Raw genomic sequence first — 22139 nt, 5'->3', positions numbered from 1 at the left:
GAACTAGATCGCCAGCCTGGCGATCAGGTCGCGCGCCTGTTCGGCGACCTTCGGGTCGCAGAGCACGTCGTAGCGGCCGGCCACCAACTGCATGGTGGAGGCGAAATCCCGCTGCCCGCGGGTGGCGGCGTACGGGATGGTGGTGGAGATGACGCCGAAGACGATGCCGCCGACCAGACCCACCACCAGCGGGCCGAACACGTGGCCGCCGGTGCCGAACAGGCTCAGCAGCAGGCCGATGAACAGACCCAGCCAGGCGCCCGAAACAACGCCCCCGCCAATGACTTTGCCCCAGGTCAGCCGGTAGAGCACGCGCTCCACCTGCATGAGGTCCACGCCGACGATGGTCACGTTCTCGACGGGGAAGGAATTGTCCGCCAGATAGTCGACGGCCCGTTGCGCCTCGGCATAGGTCGGGTACGAACCGACCGGCCACCCCGAAGGCGGCGTGGGCAGGCCCGGACGGTTCCGGCTCGAGTTCCCCAAGGGATTCGTCATGACTCCATCATGCTATTTCGCATCGGCGGATGCCCGTTCGAAACGCGTGGTTCGCGTCATTCCGGCCGCCCGTCCTTTATCGGCTATGACCTGCGCCATTTTGGCGCTGGCCTCATCGATCATCTCATCTCCGAGCATGACCGCGCCCCGCGCGCCGCCGTCGACGGACGTGTGGAAGGCGTACGCGTCCAGAATTTCCTCGGCGCGGTCGTAGTCGGCCTGGCGCGGGCTGAAGATCTCGTTGCAGGCCGCGACCTGATCCGGATGCAGCACCCATTTGCCGTCGAAGCCGAGCGCGGCGGTGCGAGATGCGTTGCGGCGGAAGCCATCCACGTCACGCACCGCGAGGTACGGACCGTCGATGGCCTGCAACCCGTGCGCGCGGGCGGCGAGCAGGATCGTCATATAGATGTGGTGGTAGGCGTCGCCGGGCTCGTAACCCTCGGGCTGTTCGCCGACGACCAGGGTGCGCATATTGATGCTCGCCATGAAGTCCGCGGGACCGAAAACCAGGGTCTGCACCCGCGGCGAGGCGGTGGCGATGGCGTCGATATTGCGCAGCCCGAGCGCGTTCTCGATCTGCGGTTCGATTCCGATCCGCCCGACCTCCAGGCCGTGCGTCTTCTCCAGCTGGGTGAGCAGCAAATCGAGGGCCTGCACCTGCCCGGCATCGGTCACCTTGGGCAGCAGGATGGCGTCGATATTCGCGCCCGCGCCCTCCACCACCGAGATCACATCGCTATAGGTCCACGCGGTGGTCCAGTCGTTGACCCGGACCACCCGGATCTTGCCCTCCCAGCCCGGCTGGTTCAGCGCCGCCACGATATTGGCCCGCGCCGCCGCCTTGGCCGCCGGTGCGACCGCGTCCTCCAGATCCAGGAACACCTCGTCGGCAGCCAGGCCCTTGGCCTTTTCGATCATGCGCGGGTTGCTGCCGGGGACGGCGAGCACCGATCGGCGGGATGTCATGGGTCACTCCTTCGCTCTGCCAACAGGGCAAAGAACTATTCGCGCTCGTGGCGCGGACAATTCGGACAGTCGTTTACCACTAGCCTTGACAGTCATGGCAGCGACGAAGGTTTTCGCCGCCCGGCTGGCTGGCCTGGTGGTGCTGGGACCGGACGGGGAGTCTATCGGTCGTATTCGCGACCTGGTGATCTCCATCCGCTATGACCGACAGCAACCGAGGATTCTCGGGTTGCTCGTCGAACTGCCCACCCGCAAAAGGATTTTCGTGCCGATGCTGCGGGTGACCGCGATCGAACCGGGTTCGGTGACCCTGACCACCGGCAGCATCAGCGTGCGGCGCTTCGAGCAGCGGCCGGGCGAAATGCTGGCCATCGCACAGCTGCTCGACAGCACCGTGCGGGTCGAGGATCCCGAACTGCCGCAGCTGCGGGATGTGGATGTGGTGGTGGTCGATCTCGGTCTGGAGCAGACCCGCACGCGCGACTGGGCGGTCTCGCGGGTCGCGGTGCGCGAACGCCGGCGCCTCGGCGTGGGTTTCGGGCGGCGCGGCGCGGTGCACGTGGTGGATTGGGCGCAGGTGCGCGGGCTCACCCAGACCGACCTGAACCGCCCGGGCCAGGATGTCACCCAGCTGCTCACGCAATTCGAGGGCATGCGCCCCGCCGACGTCGCGCACCTGCTGCGCGATCTGCCGCGCAAGCGCCGCATCGAGGTGGCCGCGGCCTTCGACGACGAGCGGCTGGCCGACGTGGTGCAGGAGCTGCCGGAGAACGATCAGGTGGAGTTGCTGGAGCAGCTCGGTGTGGAGCGCGCCGCCGACCTGCTGGAGGCGATGGACCCCGACGACGCGGCCGACCTGCTGGGCGAGCTGCCCGCGGGCGAGGCGGAATCGCTGCTGGCGCTGATGGATCCGGAGGATTCCGAACCGGTGCGGCGGCTGCTCGAGCACGCGCCGTACACCGCCGGTGGTCTGATGACGACGCGCGCGGTGGTGCTCACCCCGGCCACCACGGTCGCGGAGGCGCTGGCCCGTATCCGCGATCCGGAGCTGACCCCGGCGCTGGCCTCGATGGCGTTCGTGGTGCGCCCGCCGACGGCCACACCGACCGGTCGCTATCTCGGCTGCGTGCACTTCCAGCAACTACTGCGCGAACCCCCGGCGAACCTGGTGGGCGGCATCGTCGACGCCGACCTGGTGCAGCTGCGGCCCGAGGCCCCGCTGACCGCCGTGACCCGCTACTTCGCCACCTACAACCTGGTCTGCGGACCGGTGGTGGACGACGAGAACCACCTGCTGGGCGCCGTCACCGTCGACGATGTGCTCGATCACCTGCTACCCGAGGACTGGCGCGAGCAAGATGAAGACAATCACGACGTACACGGGCTGCCCGTGATCGACGGGACCGGAGGCCGCGCGTGACCGATCGGATCGACAAACTCACCGCGCGGCAGCGGCTGGAGACACCCGTCGAGAGCCGTTTCCGCGGATTCGACTGGGACGCCGAGGCGCTGGCTCGTTCCAGCGAGAATGTGGCGCGTTTCCTGGGTACCGGGCGCTATCTGGCCATCCAGACCGTGGTGGTGATCGTCTGGATCCTGCTCAATATCTTCGCGGTCAGCCTGCGCTGGGATCCGTACCCGTTCATCCTGCTCAACCTGGCTTTCTCCACCCAGGCCGCCTATGCCGCGCCGCTCATCCTGCTGGCCCAGAACCGGCAGGACAATCGCGACCGGGTGGCCCTCGAGGAGGACCGCACCCGGGCCGCGCAGACCAAGGCCGATACCGAATTCCTGGCGCGCGAGCTCGCCGCGCTGCGACTCGCCGTGGGTGAGGTCGCGACACGCGACTATTTGCGGCGAGAACTCGAAGACGTCAAGGAAACACTGGTCAGGCTGGAAAAATTAGCCTCGGACGGCGAGGTCACGCGGGAGAAAAAGGCGAAGAAGAGTACCGATCGAAAGAGGTCCGAGGTACCGATTTCGCCGCAAAAAGATGGCGAGTAACCGCACAAGTTGTACCCAACAAGCTGACCGATGGGTAACCTGGATCACGTTGTTCCGAGCGACCGACCCAGACAGCTCCTCCGGGGGATCGTCTACACCCAGGGCCCGGCCGCACGACTGAGGGGATTGTGTGGTGGCGAAGAGAATATCTGCTCCGGTGACAGCGTCGGCGCTATTGATTGCGGGCCTGGTCACCGCCGGTTCGGCCACCAACACAGCCGTGCACACCGCGGCCCCGCAGACCGCGCCCGAAGCCTTGCTCGCCGCCGCGGCCAGCAACACCGGAGCGGTCGCGGAGGTACCCGCCGACCAGACCGTCGGCCTGGTCCCGGCCGCCGCGGAGGCCCCCCGCAAACTCAGCGCGCTCACCCCGCCTTCCGACGGCAGCCCGCTCTTCGGCGGCACCGTGCCGTTGCAGAACATCGCCCTGCCCGGCGGCAGCGGCGCACTCGGCATTCCCGAGATCGTGCTGGCCGCCTACCGCAATGCCGAACTGGCGCTGCAATCCTCGACGCCCGGCTGCGGGCTGCCCTGGAATCTGCTCGCGGGGATCGGGCGCATCGAATCCGGGCATGCGAGCAACGGCCGCACGGACGCGGCGGGCACCTCCATCACGCCGATCTTCGGTCCGGCGCTGGACGGGACGCTGCCGGGTAACGAGGTCATCAAGGCCAGCGACGGCGGCTTTGTGCGGGCTGTGGGCCCTATGCAGTTCCTGCCGAGCACCTGGGCCAACTACGCCGCCGATGGCAACGGCGACGGAGTCGCGGACCCGCACAACGTCTTCGACGCCGCGCTCGCGGCGGGCAAGTACCTGTGCTCCGGCGGGCTGGACCTGCGCGACACCGCGCAGCAGCTGAAAGCGGTACTGCGCTACAACAATTCGATGACCTACGCGGCGCAGGTGCTGAGCTGGTCGAACGCCTACAAGACCGGCGGCGCGCCCGCCCCCGTGGCCATCTCGGCGGAACTGGTGCAACCGGGCTCGCTGCCCAGCGCCGGGGACTACAGCGCGGCCAGCGCCACCATCCCCACCACCACCGAGGCCCCGGTCGCCACCACGACGGTGGCGCCGCAGACGCCGACCCAGGTGATGATCACCATCCCCGGCCTGCCGCCCATCCCCTGCGGCATCTTCTGCCCGGCCCCGCAGACCACGCAGCCGGCCAATCCCTGTGAGCAGGCGGCGGTTTCGCAGGACAAGCCGGAGCAGGCGGCCAAGGAGAACGAGACCGGCCAGGGCGAGGGCGCGGCACAGAACGGCGAGACGCAGACCTTCGGCCCCGACGGCAAGCCGGTGCAGGAGCAGGCCAAGTGCACCCCGGCGACGCAGGAACAGCCGGCCCAGCAGCAGGCCCAGCAACCGCAGGAACAGGCCGCGCCCGCGCCCGAGACGACCCAGGAGGCGCAGGCGGCTCCGGCGCCCGAGGCGGCGCCGGTGACCACCACCGCCAACCCCGGCATCACGCTGCCCTTCGGCATCACCATTCCGGTGCCGGCCCCGGCGCAGTAACCGCGCGAATCACCCGAACCCCGGAGGCGTGGGGGCTTGTCCCCCACGCCTTTTCAGGCAATTCGGGCAGCTCAGACGCTTTTCCGAGACTAATCCTAAAAATTAATCACGGATAGGTAACGGGAAGGTCTCGAATGCGGTAACGTAGCTGCCATTGCGAAACCCCGGTCTCATCCGATGGCAATGGAGGGCAACCACACAGTGGGACGTCACCGTAAACCCCCGGTCCCGAAAGTTCGGCGTGGATCGGTCATCGCATTAACCGGACTCATCCCGACCGGGCTCGCCACGGTCACCGGCGCCGCCGACGGCTCACTCGCCGAACAGCTCTCAGCACATGTGGAGCAACGTCTTTCGGCCGAGGCCGACGATCACCTACCCAGACCGGAGGCGGCCGGACAGGTCGCCGCCAAGGATCCGGTGCTGCGCGAGGTCAAACAGCTCGCCCCGCCGCCCCCGCCGGTCGTGAAATCGGTGGCCCTGCCCGACGGCCGCGTCCCAGCCGCCCTGCCCGCCGGACCGCTCGGCATGCCGGGCATCTCCGAGCAGGCGTACCGGAACGCGGAACGCCTTCTCGCAGCGGAGAATCCGACCTGCAATATGCCGTGGACCATGCTGGCCGGCATCGGGCGGGTGGAATCCACCCACGCCTTCGGCGGCAAGGCCGACGGCGACGGCAACCCGATCGACCCCATCTACGGGCCGGTGCTGGACGGAAGCCTCTACGGCAACAACGTGATTCACGATACCGACGGCGGCGAGCTGGACGGCCTCTCCGGATACGATCGCGCCATCGGGCCGATGCAGTTCCTGCCGGAGACCTGGCGGCACTACGCGGGCGACGGCAACGGCGACGGCATCGCGGATCCGCAGAACCTGTTCGACGCGGCCCTCACCGCCGGAAAATACCTGTGCTCCGGCAACCTGGACATGCGCGATCCGGGCCAGCAGACCCGGGCCATCCTGCGCTACAACAACTCCATGGCCTACGTCGCGAACGTGATGGCCTGGGAGACCGCGTACGGGTCCGGCCTGGCGCCGTCGGCGGCCGCGCTGCCCCGCATCTGACACCCGCCGAGGAGTTGCTCGCGCTCACTCCTAGACTTCCGGTATGCCAGTGGTAACGGAATCGGATGTGCGGGGCGCGCTCGCGAAGGTGGACGACCCGGAGATCCGGAAACCGATCACCGAACTGGGCATGGTGAAAAGCGTCGAAATCGGCGCCGACAGCAGTGTCCACGTCGTGATCTACCTGACGACCTCGGCCTGCCCGATGAAAACGACTCTCCAGGAACGCGTCAGCAAGGCTGTCGCGGATGTGGCCGGGGTCGGGTCCATCACGGTCGGTCTCGACGTCATGAACGACGAGCAGCGCACCGAGTTGCGCAAGAAGCTGCGCGGCGATGCGGCCGAACCGGTCATTCCGTTCGCCCAGCCCGGCTCGCTCACCCGCGTCTACGCGGTCGCCTCCGGTAAGGGCGGTGTCGGAAAATCTTCCGTCACGGTCAATCTCGCGGCCGCCATGGCCGCGAAGGGCCTGTCCGTCGGCGTGCTCGACGCCGATATCTACGGTCACTCGGTGCCCCGCATGCTCGGCACCGACCAGCGGCCCACCCAGGTCGAGCGGATGATCATGCCGCCCATCGCGCACGACGTGAAGGTCATCTCGATCTCCATGTTCACCCAGGGCAACACGCCCGTGGTGTGGCGCGGCCCGATGCTGCACCGCGCTTTGCAGCAGTTCCTCGCCGACGTCTTCTGGGGTGATCTCGACATCCTGCTGCTGGATCTGCCGCCCGGCACCGGCGACGTGGCGATCTCGCTCGCCCAGCTGATCCCGAACGCCGAGATCCTGGTCGTCACCACCCCGCAGCTGGCCGCCGCCGAAGTGGCCGAGCGCGCCGGGTCGATCGCCTTGCAGACCCGTCAGCGCATCGCCGGCGTCGTGGAGAACATGTCCTGGCTCGATCTGCCCGATGGTTCGCGCATGGAGCTCTACGGCTCCGGCGGCGGCGAGACCGTGGCCGCGAACCTGACCCGCGCCGTCGGCGCCAATGTGCCGCTGCTCGGCCAGATCCCGATCGAGCAGTCGCTTCGCGAAGCCGGTGACGAGGGCACCCCGATCGTGCTGCGCGACCCCGAATCCGCCTCCGCCAAGGCCCTGCTCGGCATCGCCGACAAACTCGCGGTCCGCCGCCGCGGTCTCGCGGGCATGTCGCTCAGCATCGACACCACGCGGCACCTGTAGTCGTACGCAAACAAGGAAGGCTCGCCCGTTGCCAGGCAACGGGCGAGCCTTCGCGTCCGGTCGGGCCTTCGCGTCTGGCGGGCCTCCCCGTCTGGCGGGCCTCCCCGTCTGGCGGGCCTCCCCGTCTGGCGGGGCCTTCCCGTCTGGCGGGCCTCCCTGCCTGGCGGGTCTTCCCGTTTGGCGGGGCCTCCCCGTTGGGGGAACGACTCCGTCACGAGCCGGCTCCCTCTCGAGGCCGGGCTCCCTTCGTGGGGCGGAACCTTTCTCGCCGCGGCGGCGTGTCCTTGCAATCCCAGCTTCCATGGCGGGCTGTATGACGAGTCATGGTCGTGCGCTGGGGGATTCGAGGTCCGGATTCCGCCAGGGGTGACGGGGTCCGGGTGGGCGCGCTGCACCTAAGCTCGGGGGCATGCTCACGCTGTTGCTGTACGTGCTGATCGTCGGCCTGGTCGCCGCGCTGCTGTTCCTGCTGGCGAGTGCGCTCTTCGGACGCTCCGAGGAGTTGGGGCCGCTGCCGGAGGGCACCACGGCGACCGTGCTGCCGGTCGCGGGCATCGGCGGCAGCGATGTGCGGGCGCTGCGCTTCCAGCAGGTGTTCCGGGGGTACAAGGCGGGCGAAGTGGACTGGGCGCTGGCGCGGCTGGCCGGGCGCATCGACGAACTCGAGTCCGAGCTGGCCGATGCGCGGGCCCTGCTGGCCGCCACCGCGCCGCAGCGTCCGCTCGCCGCGGCGAACCTCACCGCGCCGCTGCCGGACCGCACCGAGGCGGGCGACGGCGCGGCGACGCCGGGCGAGCCGCCGGCGCCGCGCCGGGTCAGCGGGTCCACGCCGCTGCCGCGCGTGCTCCCCGGCGACCCGCAGGCCGCCGACACGCCCGGCGTGGTTTCCGGAACGGTCGCCACCGAAGCCGCCGCCCCGCAGCCGGTCGCCGACCCGGCCCCCGACGCGCCGGGCGACGCCGCGGCGGGCGAATCGAACGGCGAGGCCGGAGCGAAGTGAGCGGGGTGGAGCTCGTCTCGGACGGGTTGATCCGGTGCGGATGGTCGGAGGGCTCCCAGCTTTATCGCGACTATCACGACGGCGAATGGGGCCGGGCGCTGCACGGTGACGACGCCCTGTTCGAACGAGTTTGCCTCGAAGCCTTCCAATCGGGTCTGGCCTGGATCACGATTCTGCGCAAGCGCGAGGCATTCCGCGCGGCCTTCGAGGGATTCGCCATCGAGAAGGTGGCGGCGTTCGGCGCGGCCGATGTGGAGCGGCTCATGGCGGATCCGGGCATAGTTCGCAATCGCGCCAAGATCGAGGCGAGCGTCCATAATGCGCGGGTTGCCCGGGACCTCGGCGAGAGTCTGGACGAGCTGCTCTGGTCCTTCGCTCCCGAACCTCGCAAACGCCCCCGGAAACTCTCCGATGTGCCCGCCGTCACAGCCGAATCCACCGCTCTCGCAAAAGAACTCAAGCGGCGCGGATTCAAATTCGTGGGACCCACTACTGCGTACGCACTCATGCAAGCGACGGGCATGGTAGACGACCACATCGCCGATTGCTGGGTGAATGTGGAGACACGCTGAACGCCACAACGGTCGGTTTTTGGAACTCAGGTACCCGCCCCGATCCGCGATAGGGAAGAATGGTCAAGGTGTAGCCCGCCACATGCCGGCGGGCTGCCTGGTTGGTGACAACTGGAGTTCCATGAAAGTGCGCAGTAGACCGCGCAGATCTGGAGGGAGCAGAGGATGGCGGCCATGAAGCCCCGCACCGGGGACGGTCCCCTCGAGGCAACCAAGGAAGGGCGTGGAATCGTCATGCGGGTTCCACTCGAGGGTGGCGGGCGTCTGGTCGTAGAGCTCACGCCGGACGAAGCCGCGGCGCTGGGTGACGAACTCAAGAATGTCACCGGTTAACCCAACTCTCGGGAATTTCCGGGGCTGAACCCCTGATACCCCCGAAGGACGAGCGGAAACCCGCCTCACGGGACGCGTCGGGGCGTTTGCCCCGACACCCGGAAGACGAGGCGCATGGCGAACACCAACCGGACTCACGGCGACGTCGCCGTCACGCCCTCGGGCGACCGAGCCCACGGTGGAGGCCCCCGGACTGCCGGGGGCTTCGCCGTGATTCTCGTCGGCCCTTCCGCGACTCCCCGCGTTCGGTGAACACCGAACGCTCTCCGATCGGCACGGCCGAGGCATCCCCCGCGAACCGCCTCATCGCCTGCGCCGATCTGCTGGCCTGCCCGGAGTGCGCCCGGCCCCTCGCGGCCGACGGCCATACCCTGCGCTGCCCGCACGGCCATGCCTTCGATATCGCCCGGCAGGGCTATGTCAGCCTGCTCACCGGTGCGTCCACCAAGATGACCGGCGACACCCCGGCGATGCTGGATGCCCGCGCGGCCTTCCAATCGGCGGGTCATTTCGCGCCCATCGCAACGGCGCTGGTCCGGGCCGTGCGCCGCGGTCACCGAGTGAGCGCGCCGGGGTCGACCGCCGCGGCATACTCCTCGACGCGTCTCGCCGGTCTGCTGCTCGCCGATGACGAAGTCCGGGGCGGCGGATCACCCGGAGTGCTCGAGATCGGCGCGGGCACCGGCTACTACCTCGCCGCGGTGCTCGACGCACTGCCGCAGGCGCGGGGCATCGCGCTGGATGTGTCGAAACCGGCGGCGAAGCGCAGCGCCCGGGCGCATGCGCGGGCGGGAGCCGTGCTCGCGGACGCGTGGCGCGGGTTGCCGGTGCGCGACGGCGCGATGGGCACGGTGCTGTCGGTCTTCGCACCACGCAATCCGGATGAGGTGGCGCGGGTGCTCACCGCCGACGGCCGGTTCATCGTGGCGACCCCGACCGCACGGCATCTGGGCGAGCTCATCGAGCCGCTCGGGATGGTGCGGGTGGATGCGGCCAAGCAGGAGCGGCTGGCCGAATCGCTGGGCGGCCGTTTCGAATTGCTGGAGCGGACCGAGGTCGAATACTCGATGCCGCTGACGCATGCGGATATCTCCGCGGTCGCGGGTATGGGGCCGTCGGCCTTTCACGCCGCGGCGGACCGGGCGGAACGCATTGCGGCGCTGCCGGATCCGCTTCCGGTCACGGCCTCGGTGACGGTGTCGAGCTACCGGCGGCGCTGACCCCGCGGTTGGGGAGCAGCGCCAGCAGGTTCCGCACGAGTGCGCGATTCTCGTCGCTGCGGTGCGCGGTGTAGATCGTGGTCGCCGCCGATGTGCCGGTGAGCGGAATGATCCGGACGGAAACGGGAGCCGTGAAGGTGGCGCTGCGCGGGGCGATGGTGATGCCCAGGCCCGCCGCCACCAGGTAGAGGATGATCGTCCAGTTGGTGGCCTCCTGGACGATGTGCGGGCGCTGGCCCGATTCGAGCATGGGGGACAGATTCTTGTCGTGGGCGAGCGAGCCCGCCGCTCGGGGGAAGAAGACCATCGGGCTGTCGGCGAGTTCGGCTCCGGTGATGGTGGTGCGATCCGCGAACGGGTGGTCGACGGGCACGATCGCCACGAACGGTTCGGTCATCAGCGGCTCGGTGGTGACGCCGGGCAGCGGGTCGGGATCGCGGACGATGGCGGTGTCCAGCGCGCCGGTGGCGAGCTTCTCCATCAGATGGCTGGTGTAGCCCTCCACCAGGTCGACCTCCACCAACGGGAACCGTTCCCGGAATTCACGCACCCCGCGCAGTGGTTCGAGGGGCAGCACCGAGGGGACGAATCCGAGGTAGAGGGTGCCCTGGCTGCCTTCGCCGATGCGGGCGATCTCGGCCAGATCGCGGGCGGCGTGGCCGAGCAGCGGCCGGGCGCGTTCGCGGAGCACCTGCCCGGCGGGGGTCAGGGCGACGGTGCGCGAGGTGCGGTCGAAGAGTTTGGTGCCGAGCAGGGTTTCGAGGCGCTGGATCTGCTGGGTCAGCGCGGGCTGGGCGATGTGCAGCCGGGCGGCGGCGCGCCCGAAGTGCAGTTCGTCGGCGACCGCCAGGAAATAGCGCAGGTGGCGCAGCTCGACTCCGTCAACCATAAGTTCAGCGTATCAATCGCAGTTATCAAGTATTGGACGTTATGGTTCGAGGCTGGGCATGCTGTGCTGGTGACTTCGCAGACGGACAGCATCGTGATCGAGCCGATGGCCACCCCCGCCGACGCCCAGGCCTTCAAGGACCTCAACCTGGAGTGGATCACCACCATCTTCACCGTCGAGCCGGCCGATCTGGCAACCCTCGACCACCCGCAGCGGATCGTGACCGACGGCGGCCAGGTGCTGATCGCGCGGGACGGCGCCGACGCCGTCGGGTGCGTGGCGCTGGTGGCCGAGCGGCCCGGCGTGTTCGAACTCTCGAAAATGGCGGTGACACCGCGGGTTCGGGGACGGGGCGTGGGCCGCCGTTTGCTGGCGGCCGCGCTCGACCGGGCCCGGCGGCTGGGTGCGACGGAGGTGTTCCTGGCCAGCAACAGCGCGCTGGTCGATGCCGTGCACCTGTACGAGTCGGTCGGTTTCGTGCACGTCCCGCCCGCCGAACTGCCGCCGTTCCATTACGACCGCGCGGACGTGTTCATGCGGTACCGGCTCTAGGTCTTGCGCACCAGGTCGTAGACGGCCGCCGTGCGCGCCGCCACCTGCGACCAGTCGAAAGCGCTGATCGCGCGGTCGCGCCCCGCCACCCCCATGGCCGCGGCCGTGACCGGGTCGGCGGCGACCTGATTGACGGCCCGGGCGAGCCCGCGCTCGAAATCGCCGGGCGCGGTCTCGTCGTAATGCACGAGCCGACCGGTCTTCCCTTCGACCACGACCTCCGGAATTCCGCCCACATCCGAGGCCACCACCGCGGTCCCGCACGCCATCGCCTCGAGATTCACGATCCCCAGCGGTTCGTACACCGACGGGCAGATGAACACCGTCGCGGCCGCGAGCACCTGCCGCACCAGTTCGGTCGGCAGCATCTGCTTCACCCAGAACACGCCGTCCCGCGTCGCGCTCAGATCGCGAACCGCCGCCGCCACTTCGGCCTCCATGGCCGGGGTGTCGGCGGCCCCGGCGCAGAGCACCAGCTGAATATCCGGATCCAGATGCCGCGCCGCCGCCAGCAGGTGCGCGACGCCCTTCTGCCGGGTGATCCGCCCGACGAACGCCGCGATGGGCCGGTCCCGGCGCACTCCGAGTTCGGTGAGTATGTCCCGGGTTTCGAGCGCGGGCCCGCCCGGATGCCACACCTGCGCGTCGATTCCGTTGTGCACCACGTGCACTCGCGCGGGATCGATATCCGGATAGGCCTTCAGCACATCGGCCCGCATGCCCGCGCTGACCGCGATGACCGCGTCGGCGGCGACGATGGCATTGTGCTCGGACCACGAGGAGAGCCGATATCCGCCGCCGAGTTGCTCGGCCTTCCACGGCCGCCGCGGTTCCAGCGAATGCGCGGTCAGCACATGCGGAATCCCGTACAGCGTGGCGGCGAGATGCCCGGCCAGCCCGGTGTACCAGGTGTGCGAGTGCACCACGTCCATGCCGCCGGCGGCATCGGCCATGCGCAGCTGCGCGGACATCATCTGCAAGACCGAGTTGGCCGCGTACAGCATCGGATCCGGTTGGTGCACCACGGCATCGGCGCGTTCGACGCCCATGCAGTGCACGGTCACATCGCAGAGTTCGCGTAGTCGCGGCACCAGTTCGGTGACATGCACGCCCGCCCCGCCGTACACCTCGGGCGGGTATTCACGGGTCATCATGGCGACGCGTAGGTCGCGGCCGCCGGCCGAGCCGGAACTCACCGGTCCAAACTAATCGCTCGCACCCGTGCCCACCAATCGCCGACGCGACTGACATGGAACCTGCTGGCCATTCCAGGTTCGATCGGTACCGGTAGTTTGGCGAGTGTGAGGAGCCAGCCGCACGTACTCGGGATCGTGCTCGCCGGTGGCGAGGGGAAGCGACTGTTTCCGCTCACCAAGGATCGCGCCAAACCGGCCGTTCCGTTCGGGGGCGCCTACCGGCTCATCGATTTCGTGCTGTCCAACCTCGTCAACGCCGGCTACCTGCGGATCTGCGTGCTCACCCAGTACAAGTCGCATTCACTGGACCGGCACATCTCGCAGACCTGGCGGCTCTCGGGTTTCGGCGGCGAGTACATCACCCCGGTGCCGGCGCAGCAGCGGCTGGGCCCGCGCTGGTACACCGGCAGCGCCGACGCGATCATGCAGTCGCTGAACCTGATCTACGACGAGGATCCCGAGTACATCGTGGTGTTCGGCGCGGATCACGTGTACCGGATGGATCCGGAGCAGATGGTGCAGGCGCATATCGAATCCGGGGCGGGCGTGACGGTGGCGGGCATCCGGGTGCCGCGCAGCACCGCGAGCGCGTTCGGCTGCATCGATTCCGACGAGTCGGGCCGGATCGTGAATTTCCTGGAGAAGCCCGCGCATCCACCCGGCACCCCGGACGACCCGAACTCCACCTTCGCCTCGATGGGCAATTACGTCTTCACCACCAAGGTGCTGGTGGACGCGATCCGCGCGGATGCCGACGACAACGATTCCGATCACGATATGGGCGGCGACATCATTCCGAGCCTGGTGCGCTCGGGCGCGGCCGCGGTCTACGACTTCGCCCGCAACGACGTCCCAGGCGCGACCGACCGCAGCCGCGGCTACTGGCGCGATGTGGGCACCCTGGACGCCTTCTACGAGGCGCATATGGATCTGGTCTCGGTGGACCCGGTATTCGACCTCTACAACAAGCACTGGCCGATTCGCGGTGCGGCCGAGAACCTTCCGCCCGCCAAGTTCGGCCGGGGCGGCCTGGCTCAGGAGTCGATCGTGGGTTCGGGCTCGATCCTGTCCGCGGCCACGGTCCGCAATTCGGTCCTGTTCTCGAATGTGATGGTGGAGGACGGCGCGACGGTCGAGGGCAGCGTGCTGATGCCGGGGGTGCGCATCGGCCGCGGCGCGGTGGTCCGGCACGCGATTCTCGACAAGAACGTGGTGGTCTCCGAGGGCGAGATCATCGGCGTGGATCTGGACCGGGACCGGGATCGTTTCGCGGTCAGCAATGGCGGTGTGGTGACCGTCGGCAAGGGCATCTGGGTCTGAACCGCCGATAACGGTGGACACCCGTGGGTGCCGGGTCCGAAAATCTAGGGGCCGGAGCGCTACCGGCAGGGTGGCGCGGGAGGGAGCATCATGGGCCGCGGCACACGCCAGTCCTCGACAGCAGCCCGGATCGTCACCGCCGTCACCTGTGTGGCCCTGACCGCCCTGGTGGCGGGGTGCGGGAAACCGGGGCACGCGGTGGCGGGTGAACTGGACGTCCGCACGCTCGACGCCGGTAGTTATCCGGTGAACCGCTACACCTACAACCAGTCCGCCGATGGCAAAGGCGCGGTGCTGGAAGGCATTCGGATGGCCGATGCGGTGGTGCCCGGGGTGAAGGTGGACGAGAGCGTGGGGATCGGCCGCGGCGGCGTGGTGCTGCCCTCGGTCAAGGATGTGATCAGCGTCAGCCATCTCTCCAATACCGCCAAGCCGGTGCTGGACAGTCGCGGCTTCCTGACCGGATTCGCCACCAGCAGTACCGATCTGCAATCGCAGGCGAGCACCGACGAGGCCGATCCGAAGGCCACCACGGTCACCATCCGGCTGCTGCGCATGTCCAGCGCCGACAATGCCAAGCTGGCGGCGCGGGAGATCGAGGACGCGGATTTCAATGTGGCACTGGACCAGAACCGCAAGCTCACCCTGACCGAGTATCCCGACGCGTACATGCACTGGCGGCCGGGCGTGGCCAATATCGGCGCGGTCATGGCGCACCAGGATTTCGTCATCTCGCTGTTCATCACCCGCCCCAAGTCCGAACAGGCGGATCTGCTCTCGTGGGTGCGCAAGACCCTGGACGCGGAGGTGCCGGCGCTGGACGCCTTCCACGCCACGGCCGCCGATCAACTGGAGAAGCTGCCGGTGGATCGGGATCGGATGCTGGCGAGGGTGCTGACCGACAATCGCGACAATCACACGCCCGATCCGGATACCTTCGCGGTGTTCGGCCCGAGCATGCTGATTCATCCGGCCGGTGAACAGGCGTTGCGGCAGCGGCTGGTCGACGACACCGATATGGACGCGATGGCGATCGTGGGCGACAACTACGCCTTCCGCACCCGGGACGCCCGGGCGAGCGCGGACCTGGTGAGCGGCCTGATCAGCGGCTTGGGCGAGACGAATGGGACGGCGCCGGACAAGGTTCCGGACACCAAGTGCGTGACGCACAAGACCAGCAGCAAGACCATCTACCGCTGCTATGTGGTGTACAAGCGCTATGTCGGCGTGGTGAACGCGGACAACGAGGCCGCCGCACACAAGGCCGCGGCCGCGCAGTACGCGCTGCTCGCGAACAGCCTGTAGCGCACGGGTTCTCGCTGGAGCGCCATCGGAACAGCCGGTGGCGCTTCGGCATCCGGTTCAGTATCGGATGACGTCCGAGTCCAGCATTCGCCAGGCGGCGGGCCGGGAGCCGTGCCCGTTGCGGTGCGGCTCCCGGTCGTCGGCGCACCCTGCGCAGTCGGAATTGCTTGTGGCCGTGTCGTTGTCGCGATGGACCGGCGGGTGTCCCTTGCGGTCGCGCCCGCGCGGCGGGCGCGCGGGGCCGGGCCGGGCGGCGGGCGAGCTGTCGTCCCGGAACCGGTAGTCGCGGAACCCGAAGGGCTGCAACAGCGCTCGCAGGAACGCGGGCCCGTCCTCGGGACGGATGGTGCGGTCCTCGCCGAGAATGTCGACGCCCTGGTGGTACCAGACCCGCGCCACCAGCCCCTCCACCGGATCCACCGCCCGGAAGGTGGCGTGCCCGTCCGCGTTCAGCCGGAACTCGGCGATCCGCCGCCATTTACCGGCCTCGCGGAAGTACAGACCCACTACCGCCGGAACCCGCTGACTCATGGCAACCTCGATCGTCGAACTCTCCGATGGAGTATCCGCGATGGGCGCTCGGTAATCCTCCGAGGCCCGGCCGATCACGTCACTGCTGGTATACGGGTGACGGTGAGATGCAGAACGGTTCGCACGGTCCGGGCGTGGACGGCACCACGTGTGATTGGTCGTCGAAGCGCGCCCCGCTGACCAGCAGCAGGATCAGCAGCGCCCCCGCAATGATCAAGCCGAAGAAGACCATTGCGGGCCATAGCCAGCCCGTGGGCAAATGCACGCCGAGGACGAGTCCTTCGAGCATCTCCCCCACCTCCTTGCGAAAATCGATCCCCTATCGGTGGTACCACCCGAGCGCGCCCCGAATCCACCCCTAGCCCTGCCCGTACGCTGCCAATTCGTCATTCCGGCATGGTTTCGGCCGGAATCCACACCATGGGACCGTGTGGATTCCGGCCGAATGAACGCCGAGATGACGTGGGACGGGTCTTATCAGCGCAGGTCACGCCGCCGGAATGCGATGAGCCCCAGTGTGATCAGCGCCGCGTCGATGATCAGCAGCACGATCAGGGGTGTGGCGGTGAACTCACCTCCCGGCAGTTTGGGCGCGTGCTCGAACGGTTCGAGATCGCGCAACCACTGCGGGGCACCGGAAATCGCGCCGAGCAGGAACACCGCGATGGCGGTGGTCAGCACACCCCAGGCGACGGGCGTCCAGCGCGGCAGCAGCCCGAACAGCGCCACCGTCACGCCGGTGAACACCCACACCGCCGGCAATTGCACCAGCGCCGCCGCGAGGGTGTCGCCGACCTTGCCGCCGACGTCACCGGCGGCGCGCCCGTACACGATTCCGCCCAGCAAGGCCGAAACCGTCAGCGCCACCGCCGGTCCGGCGATCGCGTACACCAGATGCGATGCCGCCCAGCGGGTTCGTGCCACCGCACCGGTGAGCACGATCTCGGTGCGCTGCGCCTCCTCCTCGGCGTGCAGCCGCAGCGCCGCCGAGATCGAGTACGCCGACGCCGCCACCGCGATCATGGTGAACGCGTAGGTGAGCATGGAGTTCTCCAGCGACTGCGAGCCGCCCATGCGCGTGATCAGATCCTTGATGCTCTGGCTGGTGCCGAGTTCGTCGCCGATCCCGTGCACCACGCTGCCGATCAGCAGCCCGTACAGTCCGAGCCCGGCCGTCCACGCCACCAGGGTGCCGCGCTGCAATCGCCAGGCCAGTCCGAACGGACCGCTGAGCGCCGGGCTCGCGGCGGGCGCGCCGAGGCGTTCCGCGATCAGCCCCGCGCCCATATCCCGGTGCCGCAGTAGCGAATACGCGACCACGGTCAGCACCAGCACGGCCGTCAGATGCAGCAGCAGTACCGCGAAGTGGTCGCCCGCGTACGGCCGCACCTGGAGCGACCAGCCCTGCGGGGACAGCCAGCTGAGCGGACTGGTCGGCCCGTCTCCGGCCCGCGCATCGCCGATGGCCCGGAGCGTGTACGTGGTCCCCAGCACCGCGAAGGCGATGCCGCGGGCCAGCCGCGAACCGGTGCACAACTGGGCGGCCACCGCCGCCACGGAGGCGAACACCGCACCGGAGCCGGCCAGCGCCAGCCCGAAGGCCAGCGATCCCGTGCGCGGCACCTCGGTGCCGGAGAGGCTGAGGAAGGCCAGCAGCCCGGTGGCCAGCGACGCGCCGTAGGCCAGGATCAGCGCGGCGGTCAGCCCCGCGTACCGCCCCACTCGGGTGGCGGCGACGAGTTCCTCACGCCCCGTTTCCTCTTCGGCCCGGGTGTGCCGGATGACGGTGAGAATGGTGGCGATGGCGATCAGGGTGTAGAACATCCCCGCTTTCCAGATGCCGGTCGCGCCCAGGCTGGTGTTGTACACCGGCCCGTACATGGCCAGCTGTGCCGGGCTGGCGAGGATCGAGGCGGCGAACCCGGCCCGATCGGCCTCGCTCGAATACACCGAGTCGATGCTGTCGATGTACACGCTGCCCACCGGCAGCGACAGCAGCAGCACCCACAGCGGCAGCACGACGCGATCCCGGCGCAGGTACAGCCGCAGCAGCTGCCCGGTTCCGGTGAAATCCGCTGTGCGCAAAGCGGTTCCGATCGTTGCCCGCGGGACCGTGACGGCGGTCATTTGGCGACCTTCTCCCGGGTCTCGGCCGGCTGATCCTCGCCGTCGAGCGAATAGTGGCGCAGGAAGAGCTCTTCCAGCGTCGGCGGCTGACTGACCAGGCTGCGCACCCCGGCGTCGCCGAGCACGCGGATCAGCTCCCCGAGGTGCTCGCTGTCCACCTGGCAGTGCAGCGTCCGGCCTTGGATCTCGATGTCCGACACCCCCGCGATCCGGCCGAGATCGCCTGGATCCCCGGTCAATTCGGCGGTGATGGCGGTGCGGCTCAGATGCCGCATCTCGGCCAGGCTGCCGCTCTCCACGGTCTTGCCGGCCCGGATGATGGTCACCCGCTCGCACAGCTTCTCCACCTCGGACAGAATGTGGCTCGACAGCAGCACGGTGGCCCCGCGCGCGGCGGCCTCGGCGACGCACTCCCCGAATACCTGCTCCATCAGTGGATCCAGCCCGGAGGTGGGTTCGTCGAGCAGCAGCAGTTTCGCGTTGGAGGAGAATGCCGAGACGAGCGCGACCTTCTGCCGGTTGCCTTTCGAGTAGGTGCGCGCCTTCTTCTTCGGATCGAGTTCGAAGCGCTCGATCAGCTCGGCGCGCCGCTGCTGGTCGATGCCCCCGCGCATGCGCGCCAGCAGGTCGATGGTCTCCCCGCCCGACAGCGAGGGCCACAGCGTGACATCGCCTGGGACGTAGGCGATATCGCGATGGAGTGCGACCGCGTCGGTCCACGGGTCCCGGCCGAGCAGACGCGCCTCCCCCGATGTCTTGGCGAGTATGCCCAGCAGCACGCGAATGGTGGTGGACTTCCCGGAGCCGTTGGGCCCCAGGAAGCCGTGCACCTCGCCGTCGGCGACCTCGAGGTCGAGGCCGTCGAGCGCTCGCACCTGCCCGAAGTGCTTGTGCAGGTCCCGGACCTCGATCGCGGGATTGGCAGGAACGTCCATCGAATCTCCTTGCAGGAAAACGATTCCGGATTACTTCGACGCTTGCGAAGTGAATGCGTCCAGTGCGGACGAGTCGGCCAGCAGGCCGTTGGTGTAGATCTCCAGCGCGGGCAGCATCATGCGATCGGCATACTCGCGCAGCGCTTTTCGATAGTCCATCGGCCCGGGATGCTCGGCCGCGTAGACCTGGAGGAACATCACCATGCCGCCGCCGTTGGTGGTGGCGATGTACCGGGCCAGAGCTTTCAGGTCCCGGGTGGGGCGTAGCGTCCCGGCGGCGATGCCGGCGGTGAGGTAGACCTCGACGTCTTCCACCATGTGCTCGAAGAACACCTTCATCAACGGCCCGCCGCTCTGGAAGCTCCGCAGGATGTAGGCCATATACGGCGCGAAGTCCTCGATCTCGGCCAGCTGCTGCATGAGGTTGCCCGGCGCGGGACTGGTGATGTACTCGGTCTTGGCCTTGCGCACGACTTCACGCACCCAGTCGTCGCACGCCTGGCGCAGCCCCTCCTTCGATCCGAAGTGATGGATCACCAGCCCCGGGGACACCCCCGCGGCGGTGGCGATGGCCCGCACCCCGACCCCGAAACCCTGCTCACCGAACGCGGCGACGGCCGCGTCCCGGATCCGGGCCCGAGTCGTCAGATCATCTACTGAACGCACGTTTAATATGCTAAACACTCGTTCAACACGAGCGCAAGACCTGCCCGGAACTCCCCGTTCACCCCGGCGTTTTCACCCGAAAAACGCGGAAAGCCCCCGAGCGGAAAACTGCTCGGGGGCTGAAGTTGCAGCGCGGAATTTCCGCGAGAGTCCTACCCGCGCGAGGCGCAGAGCAGCCCGTCACCGACCGGAATCAGCACGCTGGTCAGCTGCGGATCCTCCGCGATGGCCCGGGTCGCCGCCCGCACCGCCATGGTCTGCGGATCCCGCTGCCCCGGATCCGGCACCCGCCCGCCGAGCAGCGCGTTGTGCAGCACGATGGCCCCGCCCTCGCGTAGCAAGCGCACCGCCTGCTCCACGTACTGCGGATGCTCCAGCGGCGCGGCATCGATGAACACCAGGTCGTAGGCCCCATCGGCCAAGCGCGGCAACACATCCAGGGCCCGGCCGTTGATCAGCCGGGTGCGCGCCGGGGTGATCTCCGCCGACCGGAACGCCTCCCGCGCCGCCCGCTGATGCTCGGGCTCGGAGTCGATGGTGGTGAGCGTGCCGTCCTCGCGCATGCCGTCCAGCAGCCACAGCCCACTCACCCCCGCCCCGGTGCCGACCTCGACGACCGCGCGGGCGCCGAGCAATTGGGAGTACATGCTGAGCAACGCCCCCACCGCCGGAGGCACTGGACTCGCCCCCAGTTCGAGGGCGCGTTCGCGCGCGGCGACGAGAATCTCGTCCTCGGCGACCGATTCCTCCACGTAGGCGAGGTTTCGCTGGAGGTTCGTTGCGGCGGGAGTCTGGCTCACGATTCAAAGGCTAATGGCGAGCAGGTTCGAAGGCGTGGCGGCGACCGGCCGGTGTGGCGATTTTTTTCTCAGGTGTCCCTCAGCCTCCACATACTGCGACCACATGCGGACCGGCGAAAGTAATGCCTACGCCAGGCCAGCGATCGGCGGATCCCGGCACCGGGAACAACACGACCAACCAGGTCGGTTGTACCGGACACCGAGGTTCACGGTCCCGAGTAGGAGGTAACCCCATCCACATGGTCGACGCGGCGCGTGAACACGCCAACACTCTGCACCCGCAGATCCAGCCGCTGGACAGCGACACCCCGCTGACCGGCGACTTCCTTCTTTCCTCCGATGCCCTCTCCCCCGAGGATACCGACGAACTCCTCAGCGGGACGGCGGCTTTCGACGCCACCGGCGACCGCACCATGATGCCGTCCTGGGACGAGCTGGTGCGCGAGCACGCCGATCGGGTGTACCGCCTGGCCTATCGCCTGACCGGTGATCAGCAGGATGCCGAGGACCTGACCCAGGAAACCTTCATCCGGGTCTTCCGCTCGCTGTCGAACTATCAGCCCGGCACCTTCGAGGGCTGGCTGCACCGCATCACCACCAACCTGTTCCTGGACATGGTCCGCCGGCGCAATCGCATCCGCATGGAGGCGCTGCCCGAGGACTACGACCGGGTGCCCTCGGAGGGTCCCGGCCCGGAGCAGGTCTACCACGACGCCAATCTGGACCCGGACCTGCAAACCGCGCTGGACGCGCTGGCTCCGGAGTTCCGTGCCGCGGTCGTGCTCTGTGACATCGAAGGACTGTCGTACGAGGAGATCGGCGCGACGCTGGGCGTCAAGCTGGGGACCGTGCGCAGCCGTATCCACCGTGGACGCCAGGCACTGCGCGAGCACCTCGAGCATAATGGGATTGAGCGGCGGGTCGCCGCTGCCGAAAACGTCGGGTGACAACGCGGGCCTCGACCGGTCCGCGTGTCGTTTTCCCCGGTTCCGCCGAGGTCGTCCGGAAGGGTGTGCAGCGCATGAGTGGCGAGGCCAGCGTATGAATGGTCAGGAGAATGCGCCCCGTCGTCCTCGATTCGCTCCGACCGAGCATCTGGCCAGCGAGGCCATCGCCGCGTATGTCGACGGCGAATTGCGGATGAACGCGTATCTGCGCGCCGCCCATCATCTTTCGCTGTGCCACGAGTGCGCGGCCGAAGTGGACGCCCAGCAGCAGGCGCGCATCGCGCTACAGCAGTCCAAGGATCAGATTTCGGCGCCGCTGCGTTTACACGACACGCTCAGCCGCATTCCGCTCTCGGAATTGCCGGGCGCCGAGCACAACAATCGTTCGCTGCCGAATGCGGCGGAGCAGCATCCCGATCGGAATATGCTCGCGCGCGGCGTGAGTTCCTTCGGGCTGCGCCAAGATTCGTTCGACAGCAGGCGGTGGACCTCGTGGTGGCGCAAGTAGAGTTCA

Annotated in this window: 23 protein-coding genes and 1 pseudogene; 14 read left to right on the top strand and 10 right to left on the bottom strand. The window is 68.4% G+C overall.

The window, feature by feature from the left end; all coding sequences use genetic code 11:
• Positions 1 to 3: 3 nt before the first annotated feature.
• Complete coding sequence (locus tag NI1_RS10045) at positions 4 to 498, bottom strand: YflT domain-containing protein (protein WP_067817211.1); 495 nt, start codon at positions 496 to 498, stop codon at positions 4 to 6.
• A 12-nt stretch (positions 499 to 510) separates the two neighbouring features.
• On the bottom strand, positions 511 to 1467 hold the full coding sequence (locus NI1_RS10040; protein WP_067817208.1) for an HpcH/HpaI aldolase/citrate lyase family protein: 957 nt from the start codon (positions 1465 to 1467) through the stop codon (positions 511 to 513).
• Positions 1468 to 1561: 94 nt separating this feature from the next.
• On the opposite strand from NI1_RS10040, the gene NI1_RS10035 reads away from it, so the two are divergent.
• From NI1_RS10035 to NI1_RS10000, 9 genes and pseudogenes are all read left to right on the top strand, one after another.
• A complete protein-coding gene (locus tag NI1_RS10035) occupies positions 1562 to 2887 on the top strand; it encodes a magnesium transporter MgtE N-terminal domain-containing protein (RefSeq protein ID WP_067817205.1) in 1326 nt (441 codons plus the stop codon).
• Positions 2884 to 3471, top strand: a complete 588-nt coding sequence (locus NI1_RS10030) for a DUF1003 domain-containing protein (protein ID WP_067817201.1) — start codon at positions 2884 to 2886, stop codon at positions 3469 to 3471. Before NI1_RS10035 ends, NI1_RS10030 begins: the two co-directional genes overlap by 4 nt.
• A gap of 157 nt (positions 3472 to 3628) precedes the next feature.
• Complete coding sequence (locus NI1_RS10025; protein WP_245663149.1) at positions 3629 to 4984, top strand: lytic transglycosylase domain-containing protein; 1356 nt, start codon at positions 3629 to 3631, stop codon at positions 4982 to 4984.
• Between the two features lie 201 nt (positions 4985 to 5185).
• Positions 5186 to 6052, top strand: coding sequence for a lytic transglycosylase domain-containing protein (locus NI1_RS10020; RefSeq protein WP_067818102.1), 867 nt, complete (start codon positions 5186 to 5188; stop codon positions 6050 to 6052).
• Positions 6053 to 6095: 43 nt separating this feature from the next.
• Positions 6096 to 7232: an Mrp/NBP35 family ATP-binding protein gene (locus NI1_RS10015; protein ID WP_067817196.1), complete on the top strand. Its 1137-nt coding sequence runs from the start codon at positions 6096 to 6098 to the stop codon at positions 7230 to 7232.
• A 409-nt stretch (positions 7233 to 7641) separates the two neighbouring features.
• Positions 7642 to 7923 (top strand): annotated as a pseudogene (locus NI1_RS10010) (DivIVA domain-containing protein); the annotation flags it as partial.
• Positions 7924 to 8228: 305 nt separating this feature from the next.
• Positions 8229 to 8804, top strand: coding sequence for a DNA-3-methyladenine glycosylase I (locus NI1_RS10005; protein WP_067817193.1), 576 nt, complete (start codon positions 8229 to 8231; stop codon positions 8802 to 8804).
• Between the two features lie 165 nt (positions 8805 to 8969).
• Positions 8970 to 9137, top strand: a complete 168-nt coding sequence (locus tag NI1_RS37070; RefSeq protein ID WP_068918317.1) for a DUF3117 domain-containing protein — start codon at positions 8970 to 8972, stop codon at positions 9135 to 9137.
• Between the two features lie 305 nt (positions 9138 to 9442).
• Positions 9443 to 10357 carry a putative RNA methyltransferase gene (locus NI1_RS10000; RefSeq protein WP_067818099.1) on the top strand — a complete coding sequence of 305 codons (915 nt, stop codon included), beginning with the start codon at positions 9443 to 9445 and terminating at the stop codon, positions 10355 to 10357.
• Here NI1_RS10000 and NI1_RS09995 read toward each other — a convergent pair.
• Positions 10317 to 11246, bottom strand: coding sequence for a LysR family transcriptional regulator (locus NI1_RS09995; RefSeq protein WP_067817191.1), 930 nt, complete (start codon positions 11244 to 11246; stop codon positions 10317 to 10319). The two genes, NI1_RS10000 and NI1_RS09995, sit on opposite strands and share 41 nt — an antisense overlap.
• Positions 11247 to 11315: 69 nt before the next feature.
• Between NI1_RS09995 and NI1_RS09990 the strand changes: the two genes are divergently transcribed.
• Entirely contained in the window at positions 11316 to 11798 is a 483-nt protein-coding gene (locus NI1_RS09990) for a GNAT family N-acetyltransferase (RefSeq protein ID WP_218026721.1), read from the top strand.
• Here the strand turns inward: NI1_RS09990 and glgA are convergent.
• Positions 11795 to 12952 carry a glycogen synthase gene (gene glgA, locus NI1_RS09985; protein WP_067818092.1) on the bottom strand — a complete coding sequence of 386 codons (1158 nt, stop codon included), beginning with the start codon at positions 12950 to 12952 and terminating at the stop codon, positions 11795 to 11797. The genes NI1_RS09990 and glgA overlap by 4 nt on opposite strands.
• A gap of 147 nt (positions 12953 to 13099) precedes the next feature.
• Here glgA and glgC point away from each other — a divergent pair, with 147 nt between their 5' ends.
• Complete coding sequence (gene glgC / locus NI1_RS09980; RefSeq protein ID WP_067817189.1) at positions 13100 to 14314, top strand: glucose-1-phosphate adenylyltransferase; 1215 nt, start codon at positions 13100 to 13102, stop codon at positions 14312 to 14314.
• A 90-nt stretch (positions 14315 to 14404) separates the two neighbouring features.
• Complete coding sequence (locus NI1_RS09975; protein ID WP_067817186.1) at positions 14405 to 15619, top strand: DUF7373 family lipoprotein; 1215 nt, start codon at positions 14405 to 14407, stop codon at positions 15617 to 15619.
• A 57-nt stretch (positions 15620 to 15676) separates the two neighbouring features.
• On the opposite strand, the gene NI1_RS09970 is transcribed toward NI1_RS09975, so the two are convergent.
• The 6 genes from NI1_RS09970 to NI1_RS09945 all read right to left on the bottom strand — a co-directional run bounded on the left by NI1_RS09970 (position 15677) and on the right by NI1_RS09945 (position 20678).
• Positions 15677 to 16150, bottom strand: coding sequence for a hypothetical protein (locus tag NI1_RS09970; RefSeq protein ID WP_067817184.1), 474 nt, complete (start codon positions 16148 to 16150; stop codon positions 15677 to 15679).
• A 79-nt stretch (positions 16151 to 16229) separates the two neighbouring features.
• Positions 16230 to 16439: a hypothetical protein gene (locus tag NI1_RS09965; RefSeq protein ID WP_067817182.1), complete on the bottom strand. Its 210-nt coding sequence runs from the start codon at positions 16437 to 16439 to the stop codon at positions 16230 to 16232.
• Between the two features lie 188 nt (positions 16440 to 16627).
• Positions 16628 to 18277 (bottom strand): ABC transporter permease, encoded by a 1650-nt coding sequence (locus NI1_RS09960; RefSeq protein ID WP_067817179.1) that lies wholly within the window; start codon positions 18275 to 18277, stop codon positions 16628 to 16630.
• Entirely contained in the window at positions 18274 to 19212 is a 939-nt protein-coding gene (locus NI1_RS09955; RefSeq protein WP_067817176.1) for an ABC transporter ATP-binding protein, read from the bottom strand. Before NI1_RS09955 ends, NI1_RS09960 begins: the two co-directional genes overlap by 4 nt.
• Before the next feature lie 30 nt (positions 19213 to 19242).
• Positions 19243 to 19878, bottom strand: a complete 636-nt coding sequence (locus NI1_RS09950; protein ID WP_067817173.1) for a TetR/AcrR family transcriptional regulator — start codon at positions 19876 to 19878, stop codon at positions 19243 to 19245.
• A 152-nt stretch (positions 19879 to 20030) separates the two neighbouring features.
• The gene (locus NI1_RS09945) at positions 20031 to 20678 is read right to left on the bottom strand and encodes an O-methyltransferase (RefSeq protein ID WP_067817170.1); all 648 of its coding nucleotides are present in this window, start codon (positions 20676 to 20678) and stop codon (positions 20031 to 20033) included.
• 122 nt (positions 20679 to 20800) lie between these two features.
• Between NI1_RS09945 and sigE the strand changes: the two genes are divergently transcribed.
• Together sigE and NI1_RS09935 are read left to right on the top strand one after the other, a co-directional pair.
• On the top strand, positions 20801 to 21625 hold the full coding sequence (sigE, locus tag NI1_RS09940; RefSeq protein WP_439957237.1) for an RNA polymerase sigma factor SigE: 825 nt from the start codon (positions 20801 to 20803) through the stop codon (positions 21623 to 21625).
• A gap of 94 nt (positions 21626 to 21719) precedes the next feature.
• Complete coding sequence (locus NI1_RS09935; RefSeq protein ID WP_067817167.1) at positions 21720 to 22133, top strand: hypothetical protein; 414 nt, start codon at positions 21720 to 21722, stop codon at positions 22131 to 22133.
• Positions 22134 to 22139: the final 6 nt, after the last annotated feature.

Origin of the sequence: Nocardia inohanensis NBRC 100128 (assembly GCF_001612945.1) — a bacterium.
Classification (GTDB): Bacteria; Actinomycetota; Actinomycetes; order Mycobacteriales; family Mycobacteriaceae; genus Nocardia; species Nocardia inohanensis.
Note: the sequence above shows the minus strand (reverse complement) of the source record. Positions and strands in the feature narration are given on the sequence as shown.

What these genes read in the sequence shown, in the direction of transcription:
- NI1_RS10045 (WP_067817211.1), bottom strand. Translation starts at nt 498, where the DNA reads ATGACGAATCCCTTGGGGAACTCGAGCCGGAACCGTCCGGGCCTGCCC.
- NI1_RS10040 (WP_067817208.1), bottom strand. Translation starts at nt 1,467, where the DNA reads ATGACATCCCGCCGATCGGTGCTCGCCGTCCCCGGCAGCAACCCGCGC.
- NI1_RS10035 (WP_067817205.1), top strand. Translation starts at nt 1,562, where the DNA reads ATGGCAGCGACGAAGGTTTTCGCCGCCCGGCTGGCTGGCCTGGTGGTG.
- NI1_RS10015 (WP_067817196.1), top strand. Translation starts at nt 6,096, where the DNA reads ATGCCAGTGGTAACGGAATCGGATGTGCGGGGCGCGCTCGCGAAGGTG.
- NI1_RS37070 (WP_068918317.1), top strand. Translation starts at nt 8,970, where the DNA reads ATGGCGGCCATGAAGCCCCGCACCGGGGACGGTCCCCTCGAGGCAACC.
- NI1_RS09995 (WP_067817191.1), bottom strand. Translation starts at nt 11,246, where the DNA reads ATGGTTGACGGAGTCGAGCTGCGCCACCTGCGCTATTTCCTGGCGGTC.
- glgA (WP_067818092.1), bottom strand. Translation starts at nt 12,952, where the DNA reads ATGATGACCCGTGAATACCCGCCCGAGGTGTACGGCGGGGCGGGCGTG.
- NI1_RS09975 (WP_067817186.1), top strand. Translation starts at nt 14,405, where the DNA reads ATGGGCCGCGGCACACGCCAGTCCTCGACAGCAGCCCGGATCGTCACC.
- NI1_RS09970 (WP_067817184.1), bottom strand. Translation starts at nt 16,150, where the DNA reads ATGAGTCAGCGGGTTCCGGCGGTAGTGGGTCTGTACTTCCGCGAGGCC.
- NI1_RS09965 (WP_067817182.1), bottom strand. Translation starts at nt 16,439, where the DNA reads ATGCTCGAAGGACTCGTCCTCGGCGTGCATTTGCCCACGGGCTGGCTA.
- NI1_RS09960 (WP_067817179.1), bottom strand. Translation starts at nt 18,277, where the DNA reads ATGACCGCCGTCACGGTCCCGCGGGCAACGATCGGAACCGCTTTGCGC.
- NI1_RS09955 (WP_067817176.1), bottom strand. Translation starts at nt 19,212, where the DNA reads ATGGACGTTCCTGCCAATCCCGCGATCGAGGTCCGGGACCTGCACAAG.
- sigE (WP_439957237.1), top strand. Translation starts at nt 20,801, where the DNA reads ATGCCTACGCCAGGCCAGCGATCGGCGGATCCCGGCACCGGGAACAAC.
- NI1_RS09935 (WP_067817167.1), top strand. Translation starts at nt 21,720, where the DNA reads ATGAATGGTCAGGAGAATGCGCCCCGTCGTCCTCGATTCGCTCCGACC.